The 21810-nt window shown below is 72.4% G+C and carries 20 protein-coding genes and 1 pseudogene; 7 read left to right on the top strand and 14 right to left on the bottom strand.

Annotated features, from left to right (window positions below; translation table 11 throughout):
• Nucleotides 1-148: 148 nt before the first annotated feature.
• Together hemG and hemQ are read left to right on the top strand one after the other, a co-directional pair.
• Nucleotides 149-1612, top strand: coding sequence for a protoporphyrinogen oxidase (gene hemG / locus ABT070_RS14165; protein ID WP_351759354.1), 1464 nt, complete (start codon nucleotides 149-151; stop codon nucleotides 1610-1612).
• A 4-nt stretch (nucleotides 1613-1616) separates the two neighbouring features.
• A complete protein-coding gene (gene hemQ, locus ABT070_RS14160) occupies nucleotides 1617-2348 on the top strand; it encodes a hydrogen peroxide-dependent heme synthase (RefSeq protein WP_351759352.1) in 732 nt (243 codons plus the stop codon).
• Here hemQ and ABT070_RS14155 read toward each other — a convergent pair whose 3' ends face one another.
• The 4 genes from ABT070_RS14155 to ABT070_RS14140 form a co-directional block, all read right to left on the bottom strand.
• Nucleotides 2349-3959, bottom strand: a complete 1611-nt coding sequence (locus tag ABT070_RS14155) for an alpha/beta hydrolase (protein WP_351759349.1) — start codon at nucleotides 3957-3959, stop codon at nucleotides 2349-2351.
• Nucleotides 3960-4090: 131 nt separating this feature from the next.
• A complete protein-coding gene (locus ABT070_RS14150) occupies nucleotides 4091-4867 on the bottom strand; it encodes a TIGR04222 domain-containing membrane protein (protein WP_351759346.1) in 777 nt (258 codons plus the stop codon).
• 100 nt (nucleotides 4868-4967) lie between these two features.
• The gene (locus ABT070_RS14145; RefSeq protein WP_351759344.1) at nucleotides 4968-5744 is read right to left on the bottom strand and encodes a DUF4142 domain-containing protein; all 777 of its coding nucleotides are present in this window, start codon (nucleotides 5742-5744) and stop codon (nucleotides 4968-4970) included.
• Between the two features lie 273 nt (nucleotides 5745-6017).
• Nucleotides 6018-7406 carry an MbnB/TglH/ChrH family RiPP precursor modification enzyme gene (locus ABT070_RS14140; protein WP_351759341.1) on the bottom strand — a complete coding sequence of 463 codons (1389 nt, stop codon included), beginning with the start codon at nucleotides 7404-7406 and terminating at the stop codon, nucleotides 6018-6020.
• Between the two features lie 337 nt (nucleotides 7407-7743).
• On the opposite strand from ABT070_RS14140, the gene ABT070_RS14135 reads away from it, so the two are divergent.
• On the top strand, nucleotides 7744-8865 hold the full coding sequence (locus ABT070_RS14135; protein WP_351759339.1) for an IS630 family transposase: 1122 nt from the start codon (nucleotides 7744-7746) through the stop codon (nucleotides 8863-8865).
• Between the two features lie 29 nt (nucleotides 8866-8894).
• On the opposite strand, the pseudogene ABT070_RS14130 reads toward ABT070_RS14135, so the two are convergent.
• Nucleotides 8895-9535 (bottom strand): annotated as a pseudogene (locus ABT070_RS14130) (hypothetical protein).
• 88 nt (nucleotides 9536-9623) lie between these two features.
• Nucleotides 9624-10379 (bottom strand): aminoacyl-tRNA hydrolase, encoded by a 756-nt coding sequence (locus ABT070_RS14125; protein WP_351759338.1) that lies wholly within the window; start codon nucleotides 10377-10379, stop codon nucleotides 9624-9626.
• A 27-nt stretch (nucleotides 10380-10406) separates the two neighbouring features.
• On the opposite strand from ABT070_RS14125, the gene ABT070_RS14120 reads away from it, so the two are divergent.
• Nucleotides 10407-11267 (top strand): ABC transporter ATP-binding protein, encoded by an 861-nt coding sequence (locus ABT070_RS14120; RefSeq protein ID WP_351759335.1) that lies wholly within the window; start codon nucleotides 10407-10409, stop codon nucleotides 11265-11267.
• Entirely contained in the window at nucleotides 11264-11935 is a 672-nt protein-coding gene (locus ABT070_RS14115; protein WP_351759333.1) for an ABC transporter, read from the top strand. Before ABT070_RS14120 ends, ABT070_RS14115 begins: the two co-directional genes overlap by 4 nt.
• 457 nt (nucleotides 11936-12392) lie before the next feature.
• On the opposite strand, the gene ABT070_RS14110 is transcribed toward ABT070_RS14115, so the two are convergent.
• The 8 genes from ABT070_RS14110 to zapE form a co-directional block, all read right to left on the bottom strand.
• Nucleotides 12393-12581, bottom strand: coding sequence for a hypothetical protein (locus ABT070_RS14110; protein WP_351759331.1), 189 nt, complete (start codon nucleotides 12579-12581; stop codon nucleotides 12393-12395).
• A 136-nt stretch (nucleotides 12582-12717) separates the two neighbouring features.
• A complete protein-coding gene (locus ABT070_RS14105; protein WP_351759328.1) occupies nucleotides 12718-13590 on the bottom strand; it encodes a polysaccharide deacetylase family protein in 873 nt (290 codons plus the stop codon).
• Nucleotides 13591-13823: 233 nt separating this feature from the next.
• Nucleotides 13824-15197, bottom strand: a complete 1374-nt coding sequence (locus tag ABT070_RS14100; protein ID WP_351759325.1) for an alkaline phosphatase PhoX — start codon at nucleotides 15195-15197, stop codon at nucleotides 13824-13826.
• A 90-nt stretch (nucleotides 15198-15287) separates the two neighbouring features.
• Nucleotides 15288-16172, bottom strand: a complete 885-nt coding sequence (locus tag ABT070_RS14095; protein WP_351759323.1) for a slipin family protein — start codon at nucleotides 16170-16172, stop codon at nucleotides 15288-15290.
• A 116-nt stretch (nucleotides 16173-16288) separates the two neighbouring features.
• On the bottom strand, nucleotides 16289-17779 hold the full coding sequence (locus ABT070_RS14090; RefSeq protein ID WP_351759321.1) for a SulP family inorganic anion transporter: 1491 nt from the start codon (nucleotides 17777-17779) through the stop codon (nucleotides 16289-16291).
• Nucleotides 17780-17787: 8 nt separating this feature from the next.
• Nucleotides 17788-18369 carry a carbonic anhydrase gene (locus ABT070_RS14085; RefSeq protein ID WP_351759318.1) on the bottom strand — a complete coding sequence of 194 codons (582 nt, stop codon included), beginning with the start codon at nucleotides 18367-18369 and terminating at the stop codon, nucleotides 17788-17790.
• 91 nt (nucleotides 18370-18460) lie between these two features.
• Complete coding sequence (locus ABT070_RS14080; RefSeq protein ID WP_351759315.1) at nucleotides 18461-18880, bottom strand: hypothetical protein; 420 nt, start codon at nucleotides 18878-18880, stop codon at nucleotides 18461-18463.
• A 183-nt stretch (nucleotides 18881-19063) separates the two neighbouring features.
• On the bottom strand, nucleotides 19064-20209 hold the full coding sequence (gene zapE, locus ABT070_RS14075; RefSeq protein WP_351759312.1) for a cell division protein ZapE: 1146 nt from the start codon (nucleotides 20207-20209) through the stop codon (nucleotides 19064-19066).
• Here zapE and ABT070_RS14070 point away from each other — a divergent pair.
• Nucleotides 20208-21056, top strand: coding sequence for a pyrimidine reductase family protein (locus ABT070_RS14070; protein ID WP_351759309.1), 849 nt, complete (start codon nucleotides 20208-20210; stop codon nucleotides 21054-21056). The two genes, zapE and ABT070_RS14070, sit on opposite strands and share 2 nt — an antisense overlap.
• 179 nt (nucleotides 21057-21235) lie before the next feature.
• The gene (locus ABT070_RS14065) at nucleotides 21236-21709 is read left to right on the top strand and encodes an indole-3-glycerol phosphate synthase (protein ID WP_351759306.1); all 474 of its coding nucleotides are present in this window, start codon (nucleotides 21236-21238) and stop codon (nucleotides 21707-21709) included.
• Nucleotides 21710-21810 lie beyond the last annotated feature (101 nt).

The raw sequence follows: 21810 nt of genomic DNA, 5'->3' as shown, positions 1-21810 counted from the left end.
CCCGAGTCGGTGACGACTGTGACGTTCCTTCGACGCCCGGACGGGCCGGGACGTTGGCGGGGATCGGTTCCGAACAGGTCACGGTCGGGACGCGAGCAGGACACCGGGCCGCGACGGGGGTGTCAGTGGGGTCTGAGAGAGTGGACGCATGAGCTCAACGGGTACGGGCACGGGGCAGCACGTCGTCGTCATCGGCGCCGGGATCGCCGGGCTGGCCGCCGCCCACCGGCTGCTGCGGCGCGGGGCGCGGGTGACCGTCCTCGAGGCCTCGGAGCGGGTGGGAGGCAAGCTGCTGCCCGGCGAGATCGCGGGCGTGCGGGTGGACCTCGGCGCCGAGTCGATGCTGGCCCGCCGGCCCGAGGCGGTCGCCCTCGCGCGCGAGGTGGGCCTCTCCGACCGCCTTCGGCCGCCGGCCACCGCGACGGCCTCGATCTGGACCCGCGGCGCGCTGCGCCCCATGCCCAAGGGCCACGTCATGGGCGTGCCGGGCACGGCTGCCGCCCTCGCCGGACTCCTCTCCGACGAGGGGCTGGCCCGGATCGAGCGCGACGCCGACCTGCCCCGCACCGAGGTCGGGGACGACGTGGCGGTCGGTGAGTACGTGGCGGCACGCCTGGGCCGCGAGGTCGTCGACCGCCTCATCGAACCGCTGCTCGGCGGGGTGTACGCCGGCGACGCCTACCGGATCTCGATGCGCTCCGCCGTCCCGCAGCTCTACGAGGCGGCACGGACCCACACCTCGCTGACGGAGGCCGTCCGCGAGATCCAGGCGAAGGCCGTCGCAGACCGCCGGGACGGCCCGGTGTTCATGGGCGTCGAGGGCGGTGTCGGCTCCCTGCCGCTCGCGGTCGCCGAGTCCGTGGCGGCGCGCGGCGGCGAGATCCGCACGCGCGTACCCGTGACCGCACTGCGCCGCGCGCCCGGCGGAGGCTGGCGCGTCACCGCGGGGGAGCGGGTGCTGCACGCCGACGCCGTGGTCGTCGCCGTGCCCGCGCCGGCCGCCGCCGCGCTGCTGGCCGCCGAGTCCCCCGGGGCCGCCGCCGCGCTGGACACGGTGGAGTACGCCTCCATGGCCCTGGTCACCCTCGCCTACCGGCGCGCCGACACCGCCGACGTCCTGCCCGACGGCAGCGGTTTCCTCGTCCCGCCCGTCGACGGACGCACCATCAAGGCGTCCACCTTCGCCTCCCGGAAGTGGGGCTGGATCGCCGACGAGGACCCGGACACCGTCGTGCTGCGCACCTCCGTGGGGCGGTACGGCGAGACCGAGATCCTGGGTCGCGAGGACGCCGACCTCGTCGACGTGTCCCGGCACGACCTGCGCGCGGCCACGGGCCTGGACGCCACGCCCCTGGAAACCCGCGTCACCCGCTGGACGGACGGCCTGCCGCAGTACCCGGTCGGCCACCGCGCGCGCGTGGCCCGCATCCGTGAGCACGTCGCCGCACTCCCCGGCCTCGCGGTCTGCGGCGCCCCGTACGACGGCGTGGGCATCCCGGCCTGCATCGCGAGCGCGTACGCCGCGGTCGACCAGCTCGGCGGCGACCTGAGCGCCGTACGGGAGCTCGCGGCCAACCCGGTGCAAAGCCTGCACGGCGGAGCGGGAGAATGAGGCCATGAGTGACGACGCCCCCACCACCGAGTCCGGCAGGGTCCCGAACAAGGGCAAGCTGGCCAAGGACCTCAACGAGGTCATCCGCTACACGCTGTGGTCCGTCTTCAGGCTGAAGGACGTGCTGCCCGAGGACCGCGCGGGCTACGCCGACGAGGTCCAGGAGCTGTTCGACCAGCTCGCCGCCAAGGACGTGACGATCCGCGGCACGTACGACGTGTCCGGCCTGCGCGCCGACGCCGACGTCATGATCTGGTGGCACGCCGAGACCGCCGACCAGCTCCAGGAGGCGTACAACCTCTTCCGCCGCACCCGGCTGGGCCGCGCCCTGGAGCCGGTCTGGTCGAACATGGCGCTGCACCGCCCCGCCGAGTTCAACCGCTCGCACATCCCGGCGTTCCTCGCCGACGAGACGCCCCGCAACTACGTGAGCGTCTACCCCTTCGTGCGCTCCTACGACTGGTACCTGCTGCCCGACGAGGACCGTCGCCGCATGCTCGCCGACCACGGCAAGATGGCCCGCGGCTACCCGGACGTGCGCGCCAACACCGTCGCCTCGTTCTCGCTGGGCGACTACGAGTGGATCCTGGCCTTCGAGGCCGACGAGCTGTACCGCATCGTCGACCTCATGCGCCACCTGCGTGCCTCGGAGGCCCGTATGCACGTCCGCGAGGAGGTCCCGTTCTACACGGGCCGTCGCAAGGACCTCACGGAACTCGTCGCGGGCCTCGCCTGATCAGTGCCCCGGCCGGGCGGCGCGCTCCACGGGGGCGACCGCCGGCTCGGGTTCCGGGTGCGGTGCGCACGCCGCGCGCCGCACCGGGAGCCGGCCCTCCAGCAGGTACGCCTCCAGGTGGCCGTTGACGCACCGGTTCGGGCCGCCGGCGATGCCGTGCGTGCCGGCGTCCCGCTCGGTCACCAGCACCGAGCCCGTCAGCCGCCGGTGCATCTCCAGCGCCCCGGCGTAGGGCGCGGCGGCGTCCCGTTCGGAGGCCAGGATCAGTGTCGGCGGCAGCTCGCCCGGCCCGGTCCGCACATCGACCGGCTGCTGCCGGGGCGCCGGCCAGTACGCGCACGGCAGGTTCGCCCACACGTTGTCCCACGTCTCGAACGGTGCGACGCGCGCCAGCCGCGTGTTGTCGCGGTCCCACACCCTCCAGTCCGTCGGCCAGGACGCGTCGTTGCACTCCACGGCCGTGTACACGGCATTGGCGTTCTCCGCCTCCGCGGCGGCCTCGCGCACCGGACCGGCCTGCGCGATCAGTTGCTTCGGATCGCCCCGCAGATACTCCGACAGCGCCTGCGCCCGGGCGGGCCAGTAGTCGTCGTAGTACCCGGCCTGGAGGAACGCGCCCTGCAGCTGCCCCGGCCCCACCTTCCCGCCGGCCGGCTCCGCGGCCAGCATGGCGCGCGCCCGCTCGTAGCTCGTCAGCACCGCTTCCGCCGTGCCGCCCAGGCCGTACACGTCGTCGTGCTTCGCGACCCACTCCCGGAAGTCCGTCCAGCGGCTCTCGAACGCCGCCGACTGGTCGAGGTTGTTGCGGTACCAGATCTGCGCCGGGTCCGGGTTCACGGCCGCGTCGAACACCATGCGCCGCACGTGGGAGGGGAACAGCGTCGCGTAGACCCCGCCGAAATAGGTGCCGTACGACGCTCCCATGAACGTCAGCCGCTCCTCGCCGAGCGCGGCACGCAGCACGTCCAGGTCGCGGGCGTTGTTGAGCGAGTTGTAGTGCCGCAGCGCGCCGCCCGCCCGCTTCGCACAGCCCTGCGCGTACGCCTTCGCCTGCGCGATGCGCTCCCGCTTGTACGACTCCGAGGGGTGGTCCGGGGCGGGGGCGGGGCCCTTGAAGAAGCGCTTGGGGTCCTGACAGGACAGCGGCGCCGAACGACCGACCCCGCGCGGGTCGTAGCCGACGAGGTCGTAGGCCGCCCCGATCCGCTTCCACTCCGGCAGCAGCCCGATCAGCGGGAAGTACAGGCCCGAGCCGCCGGGACCGCCCGGGTTGAAGACCAGCGCGCCCTGCCGGGGCACCCGGCGCTTGCTGTTGTGCGGATCCCGGTGGGTGGCCCGCACCCGGCTGACGGTGAGCTTGATCTGCTTGCCGTTCGGGGCCGCGTAGTCGAGCGGAACGGAGACCGTGCCGCACTGCATGCTGCCGGGCAGGTCCTGCGCGTCGGAGCATTTCCCGAAGTCGACGCCCTTCGCCGCGGCCCGCGCGGCGGCCGGCCCGACACCGGCCGAGGCGGCCGGGCCGCCGGTGTTCGGGGCACCGCCCGCCGGGACGGCGGAGAGGGCGGTCAGGAGGAGGGCTCCTGCGGCCGAGTGGAGGGCGGCGGCTCTCATCGGGTGTCCCTTCGGTGCACGGCGGCGACAAAAGGGATGGTTGGTTCGACCGTGGGGGAAGGCAAGCACCGTCGGCGGGTGTCGGCGCCAATGCCCCTTGTGCGCCCCCCGGTGGTCGAGCGCGCCCCGCCTCAGTCCCGCCCGTACTGCTCACGATGAGCGAAGGCCGCCCGCAGGTCCGGCTCGCCCACCGCGCGGATCCCGCGTACGGCGACGGAGGTCAGGTACGTGCGGTCGTCCCCCGGGCGGCCGGCCCGCCGGGCCAGCGCGCCCAGCAGCCGCTGTCCGGCCGGGGAGGCCCAGCGCGAGTACGGGTGCACTTCGACCCGCGCTATGGCGAGGCAGCTCAGCGTGAGCGCCAGGGGCAGCGCGAACCAGAGGGCGACGAGGTCGCGGGGCATGTCCGGGGTGGCGGGGACCAGCAGCGCGGTGACGCCCAGCGCGAGCACGGCCACGGCGGCGACCCGCACCTGCCGCACCCCGGCCGCGACTGTCGTACGGGCCCCGTCGGGGACCGCGAGACCGGCGCGGACCAGCCGGTCGGCCAGGCCGCCCACCGCGTCCGCGGCGGCGGCCGCCGCCCGCGCCGGGGCGATGAGGGACTGCCCCTCGGGCCCGATGGCCCCTATGACCGACCGCTCCATCTCGTCGCGCCCGCGCGGGTCCACGACGGTCGCCCAGCCGGTGCGGGCGAGCACGAGCCGCCGCTGCCGCGCCATGGAGACCATGGTCAGGTCGGCGACCCGGCGCGGGCCGCCGGACAGGAAGGCCGCCTCGTAGAGCGTCAGATCATGTCCCTGGCCCGCGTTCTCGTCGACGGCGGCCGCGCGTACGGCGGCCAGGCACAGCCGTGTGCACGCCGCACCCGCGACGGCCCATGCCAGCAGCAGGAGAAGCACCCAGACCATGTCGCGTTTCTATGCCATGCGCCCCGAGAAACGCCACGCCCTGTTCACCATCCGGACCGAGCGTTGTGGATATGTGACGTTCCGCTTGCCTTCGCGGACCTCAGCTGCCGGGTGGCGGGCTGGCCGCGGCCGGCGGGAGCGTGTAGGTGGGGTACGGCGACGGCGTCACCGGCACGGCCGACCCGGGGTCGGCCGTCGGACCCGGCGGGCCGGGGGAGCGGGTGATCGGGGGCGTGCTGCCGGCGGCCATGTCCCGGGCGAGGGCGTCGAAGTCGACGAACCCGGTGGCCTCCAGGATCTTGATGTGGTCCAGCACGGTGGTGTTGGCGTCGTCGGCGAGCTCGCGCACCAGCGAGTTGCGGGTACCGGCCCGCACCTGGGCGACGACGGAGAACACCCGGCCGTGCGCGAGACGCAGGATGTTGGCGAACTTCCAGTCGTACTGGTCACCCTGTGCCGCGTCGAGCTCGCTCAGCCAGCCCTTCTGCTGGTCGTTGGGCTCGTTCGGAAGCGCGAGGCCCAGTTGGGAGGCGACGGTGCGCACCCGCTCGTCCAGGAAGCTGTGCCCCTCGACCAGGTGCCGTCCCGCCGTCCGTACGGCCTCGGTCGTGCCCTTCGTCTGGGCCTGCCGGCCGGCGGGCAGCTCCCACAGCCCCGCCAGCCGGACCTTCGTGACGAACTCCCGGTCCAGCGCGGACAGCGGCCCGTACTGCGTCGACACCGTCTGCGCGTTCAGCACGTCCACTCCGGTGCCCGACCGGTCGGCGTACGACCAGATCGGGAAGACCAGCGCCGCGAGGGTCGCCGCCAGGCCCGTGATGATGAGCCCGGTGCCGCTGAAGATGCCTCTGCCCTGGACGGGGGGTCGCGGCCGCATGGGTGCCTCCTGCTCGCGGCACTGCACACTAGTGCGCTTTCGGTTGCGGGACTGGCTGGCATATTACTGCGCCTGCGCCGCCAACTGCCGTACAGGGGCAAACGGTTACAACGGGAACAGCACGGGCGAAACGGTAGGTCCGGAAGGGGCGCCAAAGCGGGAGAAACAGTGAGGAAACGGTGACGGAACGGTTGCCGCGCGGGTCGTGGGTCGCGGGGTGTTAACCCCGGCACATTCGGGCGGCCCCGCGGGAAGGTCGCGGGCCCGGATCCCTCACCGCCGTATCAACGTCCGCCCTACCCGTCCCACCTGCCCCAGCCGTGACTTCGGCCGCGGGGCGGGGCCCGAGCGGTCCAGCCACCAGCGGCGCAGTTCGCGGCGGGCCCGGCCCTCCGTCAACCGTCCGCCCAGGAGCGTCGCCTCGGCGAAGTCGAGGGCGTCCTGCCGGTAGCCGCCGCGCAACGGATGCCCTTGGGCGTACGCGAGGAACGCGGTGCGGTAACCGTTTCCGAGAATCAGCGGCAGTTCCGGGGCCACCTTCGCCACCACATCCGCCCGCTTCGCCGCCAGCGCCCGGGACTGTACGCCGAGTCGCACCCGGTCGAAGCCCTCGGGGACCGGTGTCCCGGCGACCAGTGCGGACAGCAGGGAGGCCTGCGCGAGACCGAGGCGCTGACGAGTGGCCTCGCCGAGGGCGGACGGCGCCGACTCCGGGGCATGCGGGGCGGATTCGCCACCGCCACCGCCACCGGTGCCGCCGCCACCGCCACCGGTGCCGCCGCCACCGCCACCGGTGCCGCCGCCACCGCCGCCGGTGCCGGTCCCGGTCTGAGCCCCAGCTCCGGCTTCGACAGCCGCCCTGATCGTGCCCAACTCCCTTTCCAGCTCGGCCGGTTCGGGGAAGTTCTCGTCCCGTTCCAGCAGCACCCCCGGCAGCGACACCCGGGACGCGAGGTCGGTGAGGATGTCGAGGACCGGCCGGGGGACCGGGTGGGCGTGACTGTCGTGCCAGACGCCGTCCCGCTCGAAACCGCCCGCGACATGGACGTAGGCGATGGCCTCCAGCGGCAGTTCGGCGAGCGCCTTGGCGGGGTCCTCGCCCCGGTTGACGTGGTTGGTGTGCAGGTTGGCCACGTCGATGAGCAGCCGTACGCCCGTGCGGTCGGCCAGCTCGTACAGGAACTGTCCCTCGGTCATCTCCTCGCCCGGCCACGCGACGATCGCGGCGATGTTCTCGACCGCGAGCGGCACGGGCAGCGCGTCCTGCGCGATGCGCACGTTCTCGCAGAGCACGTCGAGGGCGTCACGGGTGCGTGGCACGGGCAGCAGATGCCCGGCCTCGAGCCGCGGGGACGCCGTCAGGGGGCCGCCCGCGCGGACGAACGCGATGTGCTCGGTGACCAGCGGCGAGCCCAGTGCCTCGGCCCGTTCGGCGAGCGCGGCCAGCCGTCCCGCGTCGGGCCGCTCCGCATCGCCCAGTCCGAGCGAGACGCCGTGCGGGATCACGGTGACCCCGCGTTCGCGCAGCCGTAGCAGCGAGTCGGGCAGATGCCCGGGGCACACGTTCTCGGCGACGGCCTCGACCCAGTCGATCCCCGGCATGCGCTCCACGGCGTCCGCGATCTCCGGCCGCCAGCCGATCCCCGTCCCCAGTCGCCTCATGGTCCCCGCCTCCTTCGTGCCCCCTGCGTGGTGACGGGGGTATGGCCCCGCCACCGCCTCCCGAACCGCCGACCGCCCTCCTTCAGAGCAACATTTGAGGTTCGGGCCACAGAACTGGGGAGCCGCAGGGGCGTCAGGCGTCAGGCGTCAGGCGTCAGGGGCAGGGGCAGGGGCAGGGTGAGGCGAGGGTGGGGGTGGGGGCAGGAGATGCGGCCGGGGGCTCGGGCTAGCTCCGGGGGCTCGGGGCTAGCTAGTGCTCTGACCACATTGGTTCGCCGGGATGGTGGTCGGGGCGGTTGGATGTTGCGTGACATCCGATCCGAGTGCTGGGGGTGCGGTGGCTGAGCCTGTTCGTCTGCGCAGGTTGACCGACCAGGAGGGGCAGAAACTGCAGCAGATCGTGCGCCGGGGCAGCACCAGTTCGGCCCGCTTCCGACGCGCGATGATGCTGCTGGCCTCGGCCGGCGGGAACCGGGTCCCGGTGATCGCCCAGCTGGTGCAAGCCGACGAAGACACCGTCCGGGATGTGATCCACCGGTTCAACGAGATCGGCCTGGCCTGCCTGGACCCTCGATGGGCGGGAGGCCGTCCCCGCCTGCTCAGTCCTGACGACGAGGACTTCGTCGTTCAGACGGCCACCACCCGCCCGACCAAACTCGGCCAACCCTTCACTCGCTGGTCCATCCGCAAACTTCTGGCCCACCTGCGGAAAGTCCATGGGCGGGTCATCCGCATCGGCCGCGAGGCGTTACGCCGTCTGCTCGCCCGCCGCGGCATCACCTTCCAGCGCACCAAGACGTGGAAGGAGTCCCCGGACCCCGACCGCGAGGCAAAGCTGGACCGGATCGAGGAGGTCCTGGACCGCTTCCCGGACCGGGTCTTCGCGTTCGACGAGTTCGGCCCCCTCGGCATCCGCCCCACCGGCGGTGCGGGCTGGGCCCCGGCCAGTCACCCCGAGCGGCACCCGGCGACCTACCACCGCACGCATGGCGTCAGGTACTTCCACGGCTGCTATTCGGTCGGTGACGACACGCTCTGGGGCGTCAACCGCCGGAAGAAGGGCGCCGCGAACACGCTGGCCGCGCTCAGATCGGTCCGGGCCGCCCGACCGGACGGCGCCCCCATCTACGTCATCCTGGACAACCTGTCCGCCCACAAAGGCGAGACGATCCGCCGCTGGGCGAAGAAGAACCGCGTCGAGCTGTGCTTCACGCCGACATACGCGTCCTGGGCCAACCCAATCGAGGCGCACTTCGGGCCGCTGCGGCAGTTCACTATCGCCAACTCCAACCACCGCAACCACACCGTGCAGACCCGCGCCCTGCACGCCTATCTGCGCTGGCGCAACGCGAATGCCCGTCACCCCGACGTGCTGGCAGCCCAGCGCCGCGAGCGCGCTCGCATCCGCAGCGAGAAGGGCATCCGTTGGGGCGGACGTCCCCTCGCCGATGCCGCTTGACCAGCCTGGCGACCTTGCCCGGCCGGGTCCTAGCAGTAGCCGTCCACCCTGGCGCCGGCTGGAGCGAGGTTGGGCCAGGGATGTCCTGCTCTGTCGGAGGCAGCGGACCGTAGGAGGTCAAGAATCGTGCACCCCGGGTAGCCCCGAAAGCTCGCGTAGGTGCCGCGGTAGTAACAGCTCCAGTAGCTCACAACCCGCCGTTGAGTGCGCGCGAAGAAGGCAGGGTTGTCCACGAGGAACTGCCCGTAAGCGAGGTGGCCGCAGGTGCCGGGCGTGGCGAGATCACGGAGCTCATCGCAGATGACGACCAGGATCTCCAAGACGTACTCGCCAACCAGCTGCACCACGAAGGGGACGGCCCACGGGTCCGTGGAACCAACGACCTTCTCCAGGTGTCGCTGCCTGACCACCCCGTCGCAGTGCCTTGAGTACAGGCAGTGCAGAAGCTGCTGTTGGCGCGACGAAAGCGACGCCACCCTGTCAGTTGACGGCTCGTCGTTATAGAGGCGCCCGGGTTCAAAACCTGCTGGCCCTCTACAACGACCGAGAACGAGGCATGCGGCTGGAGCCGAGAATCAGGCATCACCGCCAGGACTGCCTCGGCATCGCTTGCAAGCTCGGCTGGGAACGCCGTGATCAACAGATTGCTGCGGTCGGAAAGCGGCTGCACGAGCCGAGCATAGGCGGATGCCTCGCCAGGTAGCTGGCATTAATGGCCCCACACCCGCCCAACCCGGCGAAGGTATGCGGTCAGAGCACTAGCGGGTGGTCCGCAGGGCGGGGTGGTCCGCGACGACGGTGCAACTGCCCGGCGCGATCTCGGTGAACCCCGCGTCCCGCACCAGCGGCAGGCCGCTCTCCGTCAGCGCACGCCACCGTCGCGGCTCCGCGGTCCGCACGGCGAGCGGAAAACCCGCCTCGCGCCAGGCGGTCCGCTCCTCGTCCGACAGCTCCCACCAGGCGAGCTGCGCGCCGTGTCCGGCCTGCGCCATCGCCTTGCCCGCGGACATGCCGACCTCGGGGTTCTGCCAGATCACCGGAGTCGTCGGGTCGATGTCGACCGGCGGCTCCGGGTCCTCGAGATCGGTTCCGGAAACCTGGAGCTTCGCCAGGTCCTTGGGCCAGCCGTCCAGCGGAACAGGCGGGAAAACCCTTACTTCCGCCGCCTTGCCCGTCACCGTGATGCCGGGCAGCGCCTCCGCCCGCCGCCACTCCGCGCCGCGCGCCCGCCGCACCACCTTGCGGATCCGGGCGTCCTGCCAGTCACGGACGGCCTCCGCCCACTCGCCGTCGCCCAGCGCCCGCTCGTCGGCGAGGAGGGTCAGCACGGCGCGCGCGGCCGTCTCCAGCGCGTCCGTGCGCGCCGGCGGGTCGGCACGCTCGATACGGACCACCAACGGCAGGACGAACTGCGGAGCCTCGTCCCGTATCGAAGGATCGGAACGGAAAGGGCTGTCGCCGGGAACGGCCGGATCACTGGTCACGTCCTCCAGTCTGCCAGGTGGAAGATCCATGCATCCCGCGGTGAAAGGACGGTCCGCATGCCACGCGAGCTACGGCTGGAGGGCGTGGGCCGCCGCTACGGCGTGCGCGGCCCCTGGGTGTTGCGCGACGTGCATCTGAACGCGGCCCCCGCCACCCTCACCCGCATCGAAGGCCCCAACGGCACCGGGAAGTCCACCCTGCTCCGCCTCCTCGCCCGCATCGACGCCCCGACCGAGGGCAGGATCACCGGCGCTCCCCGCACCGCCTACGTTCCCGAACGTTTCCCCGCCGCCCTCCCCTTCACCGCCCTCGGCTACCTCACCCACCTCGGCGCGGTCCACGGCCTGTCCCGTACGGCGGCCGAACGTGCCGCGGGCGACTGGCTGGACCGCTTCGGCGCCACCGCACACGCCCACACCCCGATGAGCCGCCTGTCCAAGGGCAGCAGCCAGAAGGTCGCCGTGGCGCAAGCACTCCTCGCCGAACCGGAGTTGCTGATCCTGGACGAGGCCTGGACCGGACTCGACACCGACGCGCGCGCCGAACTCGAACGTGCCGTCGCCGAGCGGACGGCCGCCGGGGCGGCCGTCGTCTTCGTCGACCACGACCCCCGCCGCCTCGCCGGCCGCGCGGACACCGAGTACACCGTCCGCGACGGCACCCTCCACCGGCGGACCGCGGCGGAACCGACCACCGTGCCCGACGGTCCCCACATGACCATCGAGGTGCACGGCACGGCCGCCCCGCTCCCGCCGGAGGTGCTCCGGCTGGCCACCGGCGTCGAGGAGACGGCCGACCGCGCCCACCGGCTCACCGTCCCGGCCTCCCACTCCGACGTACTGCTCCGCGCCCTGCTGACCGCCCGCCCGCCGTGGCACGTGGTGAGCGTCCGTCAGGACGGGAGCCCCCGCCGATGACCGCCCTCCTGCGCTATCAGACCGCTCTGCTCCTGCGCTCGCAGCGCTGGCTGCCGCCGTTCCTCCTCTACGCCGTCTTCCTGGGCATCGGTGTGCAGGGCGGCCAGCCGCTGCTGGACTCGCTCGGCTACACGGCCGCGTTCCTGCTGCCCGTGGCGGCGTGGCTGGTGCGGATCTGCGTCACCAACGAGCCCCCGGCCGCCCGCACGGTCGTCGCGGCGGCGGTCGGGCCCGGGCGGGCGCACCTGGCCTGTTTCCTGGTCGCGCTGACCACGGCCGTCGTGCTCGGTACGGCGGCGACGGTGATGGTCACGATCATCAGCGACCCGGTCGGCAGCGACCACGACAAGCGTGTTCCCGTCCTGCCGGCCGCCGGCGCCGGACTGCTCGCCGTCCTGACCTGTGCCCTGCTCGGCGCGGCCGTCGGCGCGCTCACCGCCTGGCCCGTGCTGCGCTCGCCCGGCCGCGCGGTCCCCGCGCTGCTGCTGGCGGCCCTGCTGGCGCTGGTGGTAACCGGTTCCCCGGCGCAGGCGGCGGTGAGCGGCCTGGTCAGCGGCTCCCACTCGGCGACCGTCCACCTGCCGCTCCTGCCCCTGGCCGCGGCAGCCCTGCTGACCGCCGCGGCGACGGCCGTTGCGTGCGCGCTCACATCACGCCGATCACCGTGAGCGGGGGGCGGGGAGGCGGGGAGGGGGGGAGGGGGCGAAGAGGGAGGCGGGGAGGGGAGGGGGAGGCCGGAGGCCGGGCAAGCGGTTACGTAGCAGTTCACGATCGCGTGCCGGTGACGTGCACTGGTAACCGATTACGGCTCAGCGAGCGACGGCACGTGCGCCGATGACCGGGTAACCGATTACGCATCGGTGAGACGATCGCGAGCAGGTAAGCGATGACGAATCAGTGTCCGGCCGTTGACCGCCACCGCCACCACGTCGGCGCCTGCCCCCCCCACGCCGGTCACCCGCCACCACCATGGCTGCCACTCGCGACCACGGCAACCTGTCGGCAACCGGTTACCTGTTACTTGCCGGGTAACCGGTTGTGTTGCCTGTCTGCCTGTCTGCCTGTCTGCCTGCCTGCCTGCGCGTGCCCGGTTGCGCGCGGCAAGCGGTTACCCCGAGCAAGCGGTTACCCCGAGCACGCGGTCCGCTGGGCCTCCTGCCACTCGCACACCGGACACAGCGTGATCCCCTTGTACGACTCCGGATACTCCGTCGGCTTTCGGCACAGGACGCACTCCGCGTACGGCGGCCCCTCGGCCCTGGGCGGTGTGGTCGCGTCGATCAGGCAGTACTCCCGGTCACTGTCCTCGCTCATGCCTCCAGCGTACGTAAGCGACGACGCCGTACGAAGCGAGGTCGTCTTCGTGCGGGTGCGGGGGTGCGGGGGTGCGGGGGTGCGGGGGTGCGGGGGTGCGGGGGTGCGGGGGTGCGGGGGGGCGGGGGTGCGTGGTTCACCGTCGTCCGCTCGCCGTCCCGACCAGCCTCGCCGTCCCGATCAGCTCGGACACCTTCACGAACCGGTACCCCCGACGGCGCAGCTCCGGGACGACGGACCGTACCGCCCGCTCGGTCGTCGGGGCGGCGCTGCGCGTGCAGTGCATGACGACGACGGAGCCGGGCCGGACCCCGTCCAGCACCTGCCGGGCCACCGCGTCCGCGTCGGTCGCGAAGGCGTCCCCGCTCACCACGTCCCACTGCACCGCGGTCACGCCCATGCCGCTCACCGCGCGCAGCGCCCGCCGGTCGTAACAGCCGCCGGGGAAGCGGAAGTACGGCATCGCGTCAGGCACCCCGGCTTTGCGGAACGCCGTGTACGCCCGCTCCACGTCCGCGCGCATCCTGTCCTCGGGGACGGTCGGCAGGCCGTAGCAGTCGTCGGTGAAGGCGTAGTGGCTGTAGGAGTGGTTGGCGATCTCGAAGCGGGGGTCGCGGCCGAGGGAGCGGGCCTGGTCCGGGTACTCCTCGGCCCAGCGGCCGGTCATGAACACGGTGGCCGGCACCTTCAGCGCCCGCAGCGCCGCGATCAGCCCCGGGTTGTCGAAGTGCTCGCCGGCCGCCGCGCGGGCTCCCTGGTCGGCGGTCATGTCGGCGTCGAAGGTGAGGGCGACCGTCTTGTCGGCGGTGCGGGGCGCGTTGCTGAAGACGGGGGTGAGGCCGGCCGGGCCGGGGGCCAGGGTGGGGGGCCGGGTGGGGGCGATGGACGCGTGCGCGGGGGCGGCCGGACGCGCGGTGTGTGGGTCCTGAGGGGTGCCGCAGGCGGCGAGCGGGGCGAGCGCGGCCCCCAGGGCGCAGAGGGCGACGAGGCGACGTACGGGAGGGATCATCGTATGAAGTTATGAGGGTTTTACTGGTGTTCATGGCGATATGCGCCCGTGCCTCTGGTGGTGTCACCCGCCCGGGCTCTCGTCGCCCCGGCAGTGCCCGGGCGGGCGGGGACACGGGACGTCGTTGCGCCGACGGCTCCCGTGATGTCACGTCGAGGCCGGGCGGGCCGGGAGCTGCCCCACCGGACGCCGGTCCGGGCCCCGCGCCGGCGGGGCCCCTCCCGGGAACCGGCCTAGCGCCGCCAGGGCCCCGTGACGGCGAAGGTCGTCCCCGGGGTGTAGCAGTTCACGTACATCGTGTCGCCGTCGGGGGAGAAGGTGACGCCGGCGAACTCGCCCCACTCGGGTGCCTGGGGCGTTCCGATGTTCTGGCGGCCCCGCGCCATCGCGTACACCTCGCCGGTCCTGGTCACGCCGAAGACGTGCTGGGCTCCGTTGCCGTCCTCGCAGACCATCAGGCCGCCGCTGGGCGCCAGGCAGATGTTGTCCGGGGACTCGCCCGGCAGCTGGACGTCCGTGTCCGGGCCGAAGACGATGACGAGGGTGAGGCGGCGGAGCTTCGGGTCGTAGCGCCAGATCTGGCCGAAGTGGTCGGCCGCCGAGCCGTCCGAGCCGTGTGCGAACGACGACACGAAGTACACGCAGTGCCCGCCCCAGTAACAGCCCTCGAGCTTCTGGGCGTGCGTGATGCCCTTCGGGCCGAAGTCCTGGAGGCGGACCGGGGTTTCGACGGCGAGGGGGTCCGGTACGTCGACCCACTCGATGTCGTCGAAGGTGGCGCCCGTGTCCTGGATCGAGGACAGGTCCGGTACGCCGGGGACGCGCATCGCCTGGAGACGGCCGCCCGCGCGCAGCGAGCCCGCCCCGCCCAGCGGTTTCTTCGGCAGAAAGCGGTAGAAAAGGCCGAACGGTTCAAGAAACGCGTCCTCGGTTTCGTAAACGATTCCGAGCCGCGGGTCGACGGCGATCGCCTCGTGCTGGAAGCGGCCCATCGCGGTCAGCGGGACGGCCCCGCTGCGGCGCGGGTCGGCCGGGTCCACCTCGAAGATGAAGCCGTGATCCTTTGTGTAACCGTTTGTGCCGGCTTTGTCCTCGGTCTCCTCGCAGGTCAGCCAGGTGTGCCACGGAGTGGGCCCGCCCGCGCAGTTGACGGCCGTACCGGCGATGGCCACCCGCTCGGAGAGCACGTTGTTCCGTGAGTCCAGGGTCAGGGCCGTACAGCCGCCCTTGCCCGCGGGGTCGTAGGTCAGGCCGTCGATCGTGGGGACGGGGAACTTCGCCGTGGGGCGGTTCTCGTGGTTGCGGACGAGATGGACGCGACCGCCCCGGCCGGGCAGGGCCGTCATGCCGTCGTGGTTCGAGGGCACCGGCCCCTCGCCGGAGCGCAGCGGGTCGCCCTCGCGGGAGAGGACCCGGTAGCGGAAGCCCGCGGGGAGGTCGAGCAGGCCGTGCGCGTCGGGGACGAGGGGCCCGTAGCCGTCGCGGCCGAGGTTCTGCGCGGCGGCGGTGCCCGCGAAGAGGTCGGAGAGGGCGCCGGTGAACGCGATGCTCGCGCCCACTCCCAGGGCACCGGTACCGGCGAGGATCTGACGTCGTGTCGCAGACATGGGGAAACCTTCCTGCTGGCGGACAGGAACTGTGATCCCGCTGTGTCTATCACCCGGACTGCGCCCCGGGAACCACGCGCGTAGCTCGTGTCACTCGTCCACATCCTTCGGCGAGGGCGGCGGTGCAGGCGGCAGGGGCGTTTGTTGCGCAGGCTGTTGCTGCGGCTGTTGCTGTGCCTGTTGCCGTGGCTCTTGCTGTGGATTTTGTGGAAGCGGTTGCTGGGCTTTCTCCAGGAAACGGAGCAGTTCCACCGGGAACGGGAGCACCAGGGTGGAGTTCTTCTCGGCGGCGACCGCCACCACCGTCTGGAGCAGCCGGAGCTGGAGCGCGGCGGGCTGCTCGGACATCTCCTTCGCCGCCTCGGCGAGCTTCTTCGACGCCTGGAGCTCGGCGTCGGCGTTGATGATCCGGGCCCGCCGCTCCCGGTCGGCCTCGGCCTGCCGGGCCATCGAGCGCTTCATCGTGTCCGGCAGGGACACGTCCTTGATCTCCACCCGGTCGATCTGCACGCCCCAGCCGATGGCGGGGCTGTCGATCATCAGCTCCAGGCCCTCGTTGAGCTTCTCCCGGTTGGACAGCAGGTCGTCCAGCTCGCTCTTGCCGATGATGGACCGCAGCGAGGTCTGTGCCATCTGCGAGACGGCGAAGCGGTAGTCCTCGACGTTGATGATCGCGGCCGCCGCGTCCACCACCCGGAAGTACACGACGGCGTCGACCCGCACGGTCACGTTGTCGCGGCTGATGCCCTCCTGGGCCGGAATGGGCATGGTCACGATCTGCATGTTGACCTTGTGCAACCGGTCCACGGCCGGGACGACCAGGGTGAACCCCGGCGGGCGGACCTCGCCGCGCAGCCGCCCGAGCCGCAGGACCACCCCGCGCTCGTACTGCTTGACGACCCGCGCCGCCGCCCCGAGGTACACGAGGCCCCCGGCGGCGACCGCCGCGGCCGCGCCCAGCAGCTCCTGGAGCATGACGACCTCCTCGGCGAGAGGCCCGTGAGAGCGTTTCTGTCCGCTCTGCAACGATATGCCCGCCGCCCGGCCCGGGGCCACGCCCCGAGTCCCGGGCCGGACGGCGAGCGGGGCGGCTAGACGGTCGTCACCGGTTCCGTGACCTTCACCGGTTCCGTGCCGGCCGCGCTGTGCCGTTCGGCCCAGGTCTCCAGCGCCGTACGGCAGGCGTGGTCGAGGTGGTGCAGTCCGGAGAGGTCCAGCTCGACGGGGCGGTCCTGCGGGAGGGCCTCCAGGCTGTCGAGGATCTTCGGCAGCCGCAGGAACGTCGCGTTGCCCGACAGGTACGCCTGGACGGGTCCCGCGCCCTTGTCGACGACCTCCAGCCTGATGTGCGAGGCCTCCCAGGCCGTCTTGGCGACGGCCAGCGCGAGACCGACGAGCACGCCCTCGAACATGCTGACCGCGACGATCGACACGGCCGTGGCGACCAGGATCAGCGCCTCGCCGCGGTGCTCGCGCCACAGACCCACGACCGCCCGTACGGGCACGAGTTTGGCGCCCGCGTGCACGAGGATGCCGGCCAGTGCCGGGATGGGGATGTACGCCAGCACGTTCGGCAGCAGGGCCGCGAACAGCAGCAGCCACACGCCGTGCAGGACGCGCGACGCCTTCGTCCGCGCGCCCGCCTGCACGTTGGCCGCGCTGCGCACGATCACTGCGGTCATCGGCAGCGCGCCGAGCGCCCCGCAGATCGCGTTGCCCGCGCCCTGCGCCATCAGCTCCTTGTCGTACTCGGTGCGCGGACCGTCGTGCAGCCGGTCCACCGCCGCCGCGCTGAACAGCGACTCGGCGGACGCGATCAGGGTGAACGCGACGATCGTGCCCAGCAGGCCGACGTGCGCCAGTTCGCCGAAGGAGCTCAGCGACGGAGGCTGCACGGAACCGAGCAGGCCCTGCACCTCGACCGTGGCCACGGGCAGGTTCAGCAGCAGGGCGGTGAGGGTCGCCAGGCCCACCGCGGCGAGCGGGCCGGGCACCGTACGCACCGTCGCCGGCAACCGCTTCCACAACACGAGCACCGCGATGGTGCCGACGCCGATCGCGAGCGAGGCCAGTGCGGAGGTGCGGCCGGCCGCGTCCGCGAGGGCCCCGGGCAGTCCGGTGATCTTATCGAGGCCGGAGGCCGGCGCCTTGGTGCCCGCCGCCGCGTACAGCTGACCGGCGATCAGGACCAGGCCGATTCCGGCCAGCATGCCCTCGACGACCGAGACGGAGATGGCCCGGAAGTAGCGGCCCAGCTTCAGGGCGCCCATGGCGAGCTGGAGGACGCCCGTGGCGAGGACGATCACTCCGAGGGCGGGCAGGCCGAACTCCTGCACCGCCTCGAAGACCAGCACGGTCAGTCCGGCCGCGGGGCCGGACACCTGGAGGGAACTGCCCCGCAGCAGACCGGTGACGAGGCCGCCGACGATGCCGGTGACGAGCCCCAGCTCGGCCGGCACGCCGGAGGCCACGGCCACGCCCACACACAGCGGCAGCGCGACCAGGAAGACGACGAGGGAGGCGGCGAAGTCCTGCTTCAGGTGGGGGAACCGGGATATTCGCCCGGCGGGCTTCTGGTTCATCGCGGCGCTCACAGGGCTTCGAAGCCGTCGGTGTCCACGCGGTGTTCGCGTACGGCGCCGGTGTGCACCTCGTAGTACCAGCCGCGCACCCGCAGCCTGCCGTCGGCCAGCCGCTTCTCCACGCAGGGGTAGGAGCGCAGCCGCAGCAACTGGGCGAGCACGTGGTTCTGCACCGCCCGCATGACCGTCGGGTCGTCGGGGTCGGCGGTCCCCGGTTCGTCCGCGGCGTGCGCGAGCCAGTCGCGTACGGCGGGGACGCCGTCGAGGTCGTCGCCGCGCACCAGGGCGCCGACGGCACCGCAGTGGGAGTGGCCGCAGACGACGACGTCCTGGACGCCGAGCACCTCCACGGCGTACTCGATGGTGGCCGCCTCGCCGGTGGGGCGGTCGGAGACGTAGGGGGGCACGATGTTGCCCGCGGTGCGCAGTTCGAAGAGCTCGCCGGGACGTGCGCCCGTGATCAGGGCGGGAACGACCCGCGAGTCGGAGCAGGTGATGAACAGGACCTGGGGGGACTGGCCGTCCGCGAGTTCGGCGAACTCCTCAGGGCGCTGTCCGAACGTGCGGGCGTTGTCGATGAGGGGCTGCATGAAGTGGTGACTCCTCCTGGCGCGCCGTGGGGGCGCGTCGGATGTGCAGGACACAGGACAGGTGGTGGAACTGCTGTTCTGCTCTGCTCGCTCAGCAGCGGAAGACCTGCAGGGCTGCCGGGGAGTGGGCCGCCGAGGATCTCGACGAGCGGTGATAGGGGTCGCCGGGCCGGGGCGGCTGGTGCGCGGCCGCGGGATCCTGCGCCAGCAGCGCGCGCTCGGGCTCCTGGGGTGTCGAGGCGGCCGGGGCGGAGGCGGTGGTGCGGTGGCGGTCGCGGGTGCGCAGGGGGTCGGGGTCGGCGGGACCGCCGGAGCGGTCGCAGTCGCGGAACGTGGCGATCTCGTCGCGCATCGCTTTGCCGGCGAGTTTGATTCCGGCCTGAGTCTTGGCCTCGGCCTGACGCACCGTGTGCGCGTGTGCGAAGGATGACGTGGGTGCGAAGAACGGGAGGGCGAGCAGGACGGCGGCGAGGATCGAGATGACGGTCCGGGACGTCGTACCTCGGAACATGCGCCCCCCTTCGGCAGGTTCGCGTTTCCAGTCCAGACCAACGGTTGGTCAATCGCTGGTCAAGAAACACGTTAACCCTGCAAAGTTGTTTGCAGGGTTAACTGGACGTTGCGAGATGAAGTGCGCCTCAAAAGGGAGGTGTTCTTGGCGTGATCCACCTCTTGACCTGACGGTCAAGATCGTTTATTGGGGCTCGACGAGCCGCTTGGCGTCGCGGGCCAGCGCGGTGAGCCGGGAGATCGCGCGGAAGTACTTCTTGCGGTAGCCGCCGTTCAGCATCTCCTCGCTGAACAGCCGGTCGAAGGGGAGCCCGGAGGCCAGGACCGGGACCTCGCGGTCGTAGAGCCGGTCGGCCAGAACCACCAGCCGAAGCGCCGTGGACTGGTCGGGCACCGCCCCCACGTCCGTGAGGCAGACCGCCTTCAGGCCATCCGTCAGCGCGCCGTAACGGCTCGGGTGGACCTTGGCGAGGTGCTCCAGCAGATGCGGGAAGTCGTCGAGCGACGCGCCCTCGGTGGCGTACGCCGCCTTCGTCACCTGCTCGTCGGAGCAGGGCGCCGGAGCCTCGGGCAGACCGCGGTGGCGGTAGTCCTCGCCGTCGATGCGCAGCGCGCGGAAGTGCGCGGACAGGCCCTGGATCTCGCGCAGGAAGTCGGCGGACGCGAACCGGCCCTCGCCGAGCTTGCCCGGGAGGGTGTTGGAGGTGGCGGCGAGCGCGACGCCCGCCTCGACCAGCTTGCCGAGCAGCGTCGAGACGAGGACGGTGTCGCCCGGGTCGTCCAGCTCGAACTCGTCGATGCACAGCAGCCGGTGCCCGGAGAGGGTCTGTACCGTCTGCTGGAAGCCGAGGGCGCCGACCAGGTTGGTCAGCTCGACGAAGGTGCCGAAGGCCTTGAGGGAGGGCTCCGCCGGGGTGGCGTGCCACAGGGACGCCAGCAGGTGGGTCTTGCCGACGCCGTAGCCGCCGTCCAGGTAGACGCCGCGGGGCCCGGCGGGGACCTTGGGCGCCCTGGGCCTGCCGAAGCCGAGGAACCCCCGCTTGGCGCCGCCCGTGGCGTGCGCTCCGCCGAGTCCGGTCGCGAACCCCTCCAGGACGCCGACCGCCGCGGTCTGGCCGGGCTGGTTCGGATCCGGGATGTAGGTGCTGAAACGGACCGAGTCGAAACGGGGCGGCGGCACCATCTCGGCGACCAGCCGGTCCGCGGGGACGTGCGGCTGGCGGGTGCAGAGGGACACCGGGGCCGCGTCGGCTATCGGGCTGAGGCCGGCGGCGGAGGAGGAGGACGACACGGTTCCCCATGCTACGGGGCGTGCCAGACTGCCTGACATGCGACGGCTGTTCCCTGTGACCGACCAGACAGTGACGACCGACTCCGGCGGCAGGCCGCTCGGGGCCCCCGGCGAGGGCGTTGGCGAGGGGGGTGGCGCGGCGGAGGACCACGAGTGGAGCCTCGACGAGCTCGCCGACGCCTACGCGTACCCCCGGTCCGGATCCGGTGAGCCCGTGCCCTGGCTGCGGGCCAACATGGTGTCCACGCTCGACGGCGCCGCCCAGCACGACGGGCGCTCCCAGCCCATCTCCACCGCCACCGACATGCGGATCTTCGGCACGCTGCGCGGGCTCGCGGACGTGGTGGTCGTGGGTGCGGAAACGGTACGTCTGGAGGGGTACCGTCCCGCACGCGCGCGTGCCGGGTTCGCCGGGCGGCGCGAGGCGGCCGGGCAGGGTCCCGCGCCGGCCGTCGCGGTGGTCACCGCGAGCCTCGACCTGGACTTCTCGCTTCCGCTCTTCACCTCGCCGCTGGTCCCCACCCTGATCCTGACGGGCGCCGCGGCGGCCCCCGACAGGGTCGCGGCCGCGGAGAAGGCGGGCGCGCGCGTGGTGATCGCCGGCGACGGCGCGGGTGTGGAGCCGGACCGGGCCGTCCGGGCCCTCGCCGAGCTCGGGCACACCCGGCTGCTGACGGAGGGCGGGCCCCGGCTGCTGGGCCAGTTCGTGGCCGCAGGGGTGCTCGACGAGCTCTGTCTGACCGTCTCCCCGATGCTCGCCGTCGGCGACGCGCAGCGGATCGCGGGCGGGCCCTCGGTCGCCGTTCCGCGCCGATTCGCACTGGTGTCCCTCCTGGAGGAGGAAGGTTTCCTGTTCGGCAGGTATCAGCGGCGCGATGCCGGATAGGAGTTCGATCGCCGCCGTCGGTCCCGAAAGGGCGGAATAAATCGTTCCGTTTAGCGTCCGGCGGGCACACTGAATCGCAGTCCCCGTGCGCATACGGGGAAGGATGGTTTCCGCAGGGCCGCGAACGGCCCACGGAGGAGAGAGGGCCACGGGGGTCCTCGAAGGAGAATGGGGCGCTGGTGTTCACAAGCGTTTTGATGATCGAGAAGGCCCTGACGTCCGCCGACGTGGAGTTCGTCAGCACCTTGCACGGGGACGAGCCGGTCACCTTCCAGGTGCTGCTCCAGCCGCGCGGCGACCAGGCGGACCGCTTGCTGCGGGCCATCGACGACGTGGCTCTCGGCGAACTGGACGAGGCCGCGCGGGAGGGCGAGACGCCCGAGGGGGACGAGGCCAAGGGGTTCGGCGTACGGGCCCTGGAGGTGTCCTTGCAGGCCCTGCACGCGGCGGGCCACGACGCGGTGGGACGCCTCGTCGAGGACCATCCGCTGGACGCGCTGAAGTCCCTGGTGGCGGAGGCGGGGGCGGACGAGGTGATCGTGCTGACCGACCCCCACTACGTCGAGGAGTTCTTCCACCGCGACTGGGCCTCCCGGGCGCGGCACAAGGTGGGCGTGCCGGTGCTGAAACTCTTCTCGCACAGCAAGGTGTGAGCGGACCCCGGTGACGGGTCGCTGCGGCTGCGGCTGCGGCTGCGGCTGCGGCTGCGGCTACGGGTGCGGCTGCGCGGTGGGCGGCGGCGCCCGCGCGCGGA

The organism is Streptomyces sp. NPDC002884 (genome assembly GCF_040295245.1).
GTDB lineage: Bacteria > Actinomycetota > Actinomycetes > Streptomycetales > Streptomycetaceae > Streptomyces.
This window is presented reverse-complemented; position numbering and strand designations above follow the sequence as displayed.

Coding starts and splice junctions, on each gene's coding strand:
- ABT070_RS14140 (WP_351759341.1), bottom strand. CDS start 7,406: ATGAGGCGACTGGGGACGGGGATCGGCTGGCGGCCGGAGATCGCGGAC.
- hemG (WP_351759354.1), top strand. CDS start 149: ATGAGCTCAACGGGTACGGGCACGGGGCAGCACGTCGTCGTCATCGGC.
- ABT070_RS14145 (WP_351759344.1), bottom strand. CDS start 5,744: ATGCGGCCGCGACCCCCCGTCCAGGGCAGAGGCATCTTCAGCGGCACC.
- ABT070_RS14115 (WP_351759333.1), top strand. CDS start 11,264: ATGACCGCCCTCCTGCGCTATCAGACCGCTCTGCTCCTGCGCTCGCAG.
- ABT070_RS14155 (WP_351759349.1), bottom strand. CDS start 3,959: ATGAGAGCCGCCGCCCTCCACTCGGCCGCAGGAGCCCTCCTCCTGACC.
- ABT070_RS14125 (WP_351759338.1), bottom strand. CDS start 10,379: ATGGATCTTCCACCTGGCAGACTGGAGGACGTGACCAGTGATCCGGCC.
- ABT070_RS14100 (WP_351759325.1), bottom strand. CDS start 15,197: ATGTCTGCGACACGACGTCAGATCCTCGCCGGTACCGGTGCCCTGGGA.
- ABT070_RS14150 (WP_351759346.1), bottom strand. CDS start 4,867: ATGGTCTGGGTGCTTCTCCTGCTGCTGGCATGGGCCGTCGCGGGTGCG.
- ABT070_RS14095 (WP_351759323.1), bottom strand. CDS start 16,172: ATGCTCCAGGAGCTGCTGGGCGCGGCCGCGGCGGTCGCCGCCGGGGGC.
- ABT070_RS14070 (WP_351759309.1), top strand. CDS start 20,208: ATGCGACGGCTGTTCCCTGTGACCGACCAGACAGTGACGACCGACTCC.
- ABT070_RS14120 (WP_351759335.1), top strand. CDS start 10,407: ATGCCACGCGAGCTACGGCTGGAGGGCGTGGGCCGCCGCTACGGCGTG.
- ABT070_RS14105 (WP_351759328.1), bottom strand. CDS start 13,590: ATGATCCCTCCCGTACGTCGCCTCGTCGCCCTCTGCGCCCTGGGGGCC.
- zapE (WP_351759312.1), bottom strand. CDS start 20,209: ATGTCAGGCAGTCTGGCACGCCCCGTAGCATGGGGAACCGTGTCGTCC.
- hemQ (WP_351759352.1), top strand. CDS start 1,617: ATGAGTGACGACGCCCCCACCACCGAGTCCGGCAGGGTCCCGAACAAG.
- ABT070_RS14085 (WP_351759318.1), bottom strand. CDS start 18,369: ATGCAGCCCCTCATCGACAACGCCCGCACGTTCGGACAGCGCCCTGAG.
- ABT070_RS14110 (WP_351759331.1), bottom strand. CDS start 12,581: ATGAGCGAGGACAGTGACCGGGAGTACTGCCTGATCGACGCGACCACA.
- ABT070_RS14090 (WP_351759321.1), bottom strand. CDS start 17,779: ATGAACCAGAAGCCCGCCGGGCGAATATCCCGGTTCCCCCACCTGAAG.
- ABT070_RS14080 (WP_351759315.1), bottom strand. CDS start 18,880: ATGTTCCGAGGTACGACGTCCCGGACCGTCATCTCGATCCTCGCCGCC.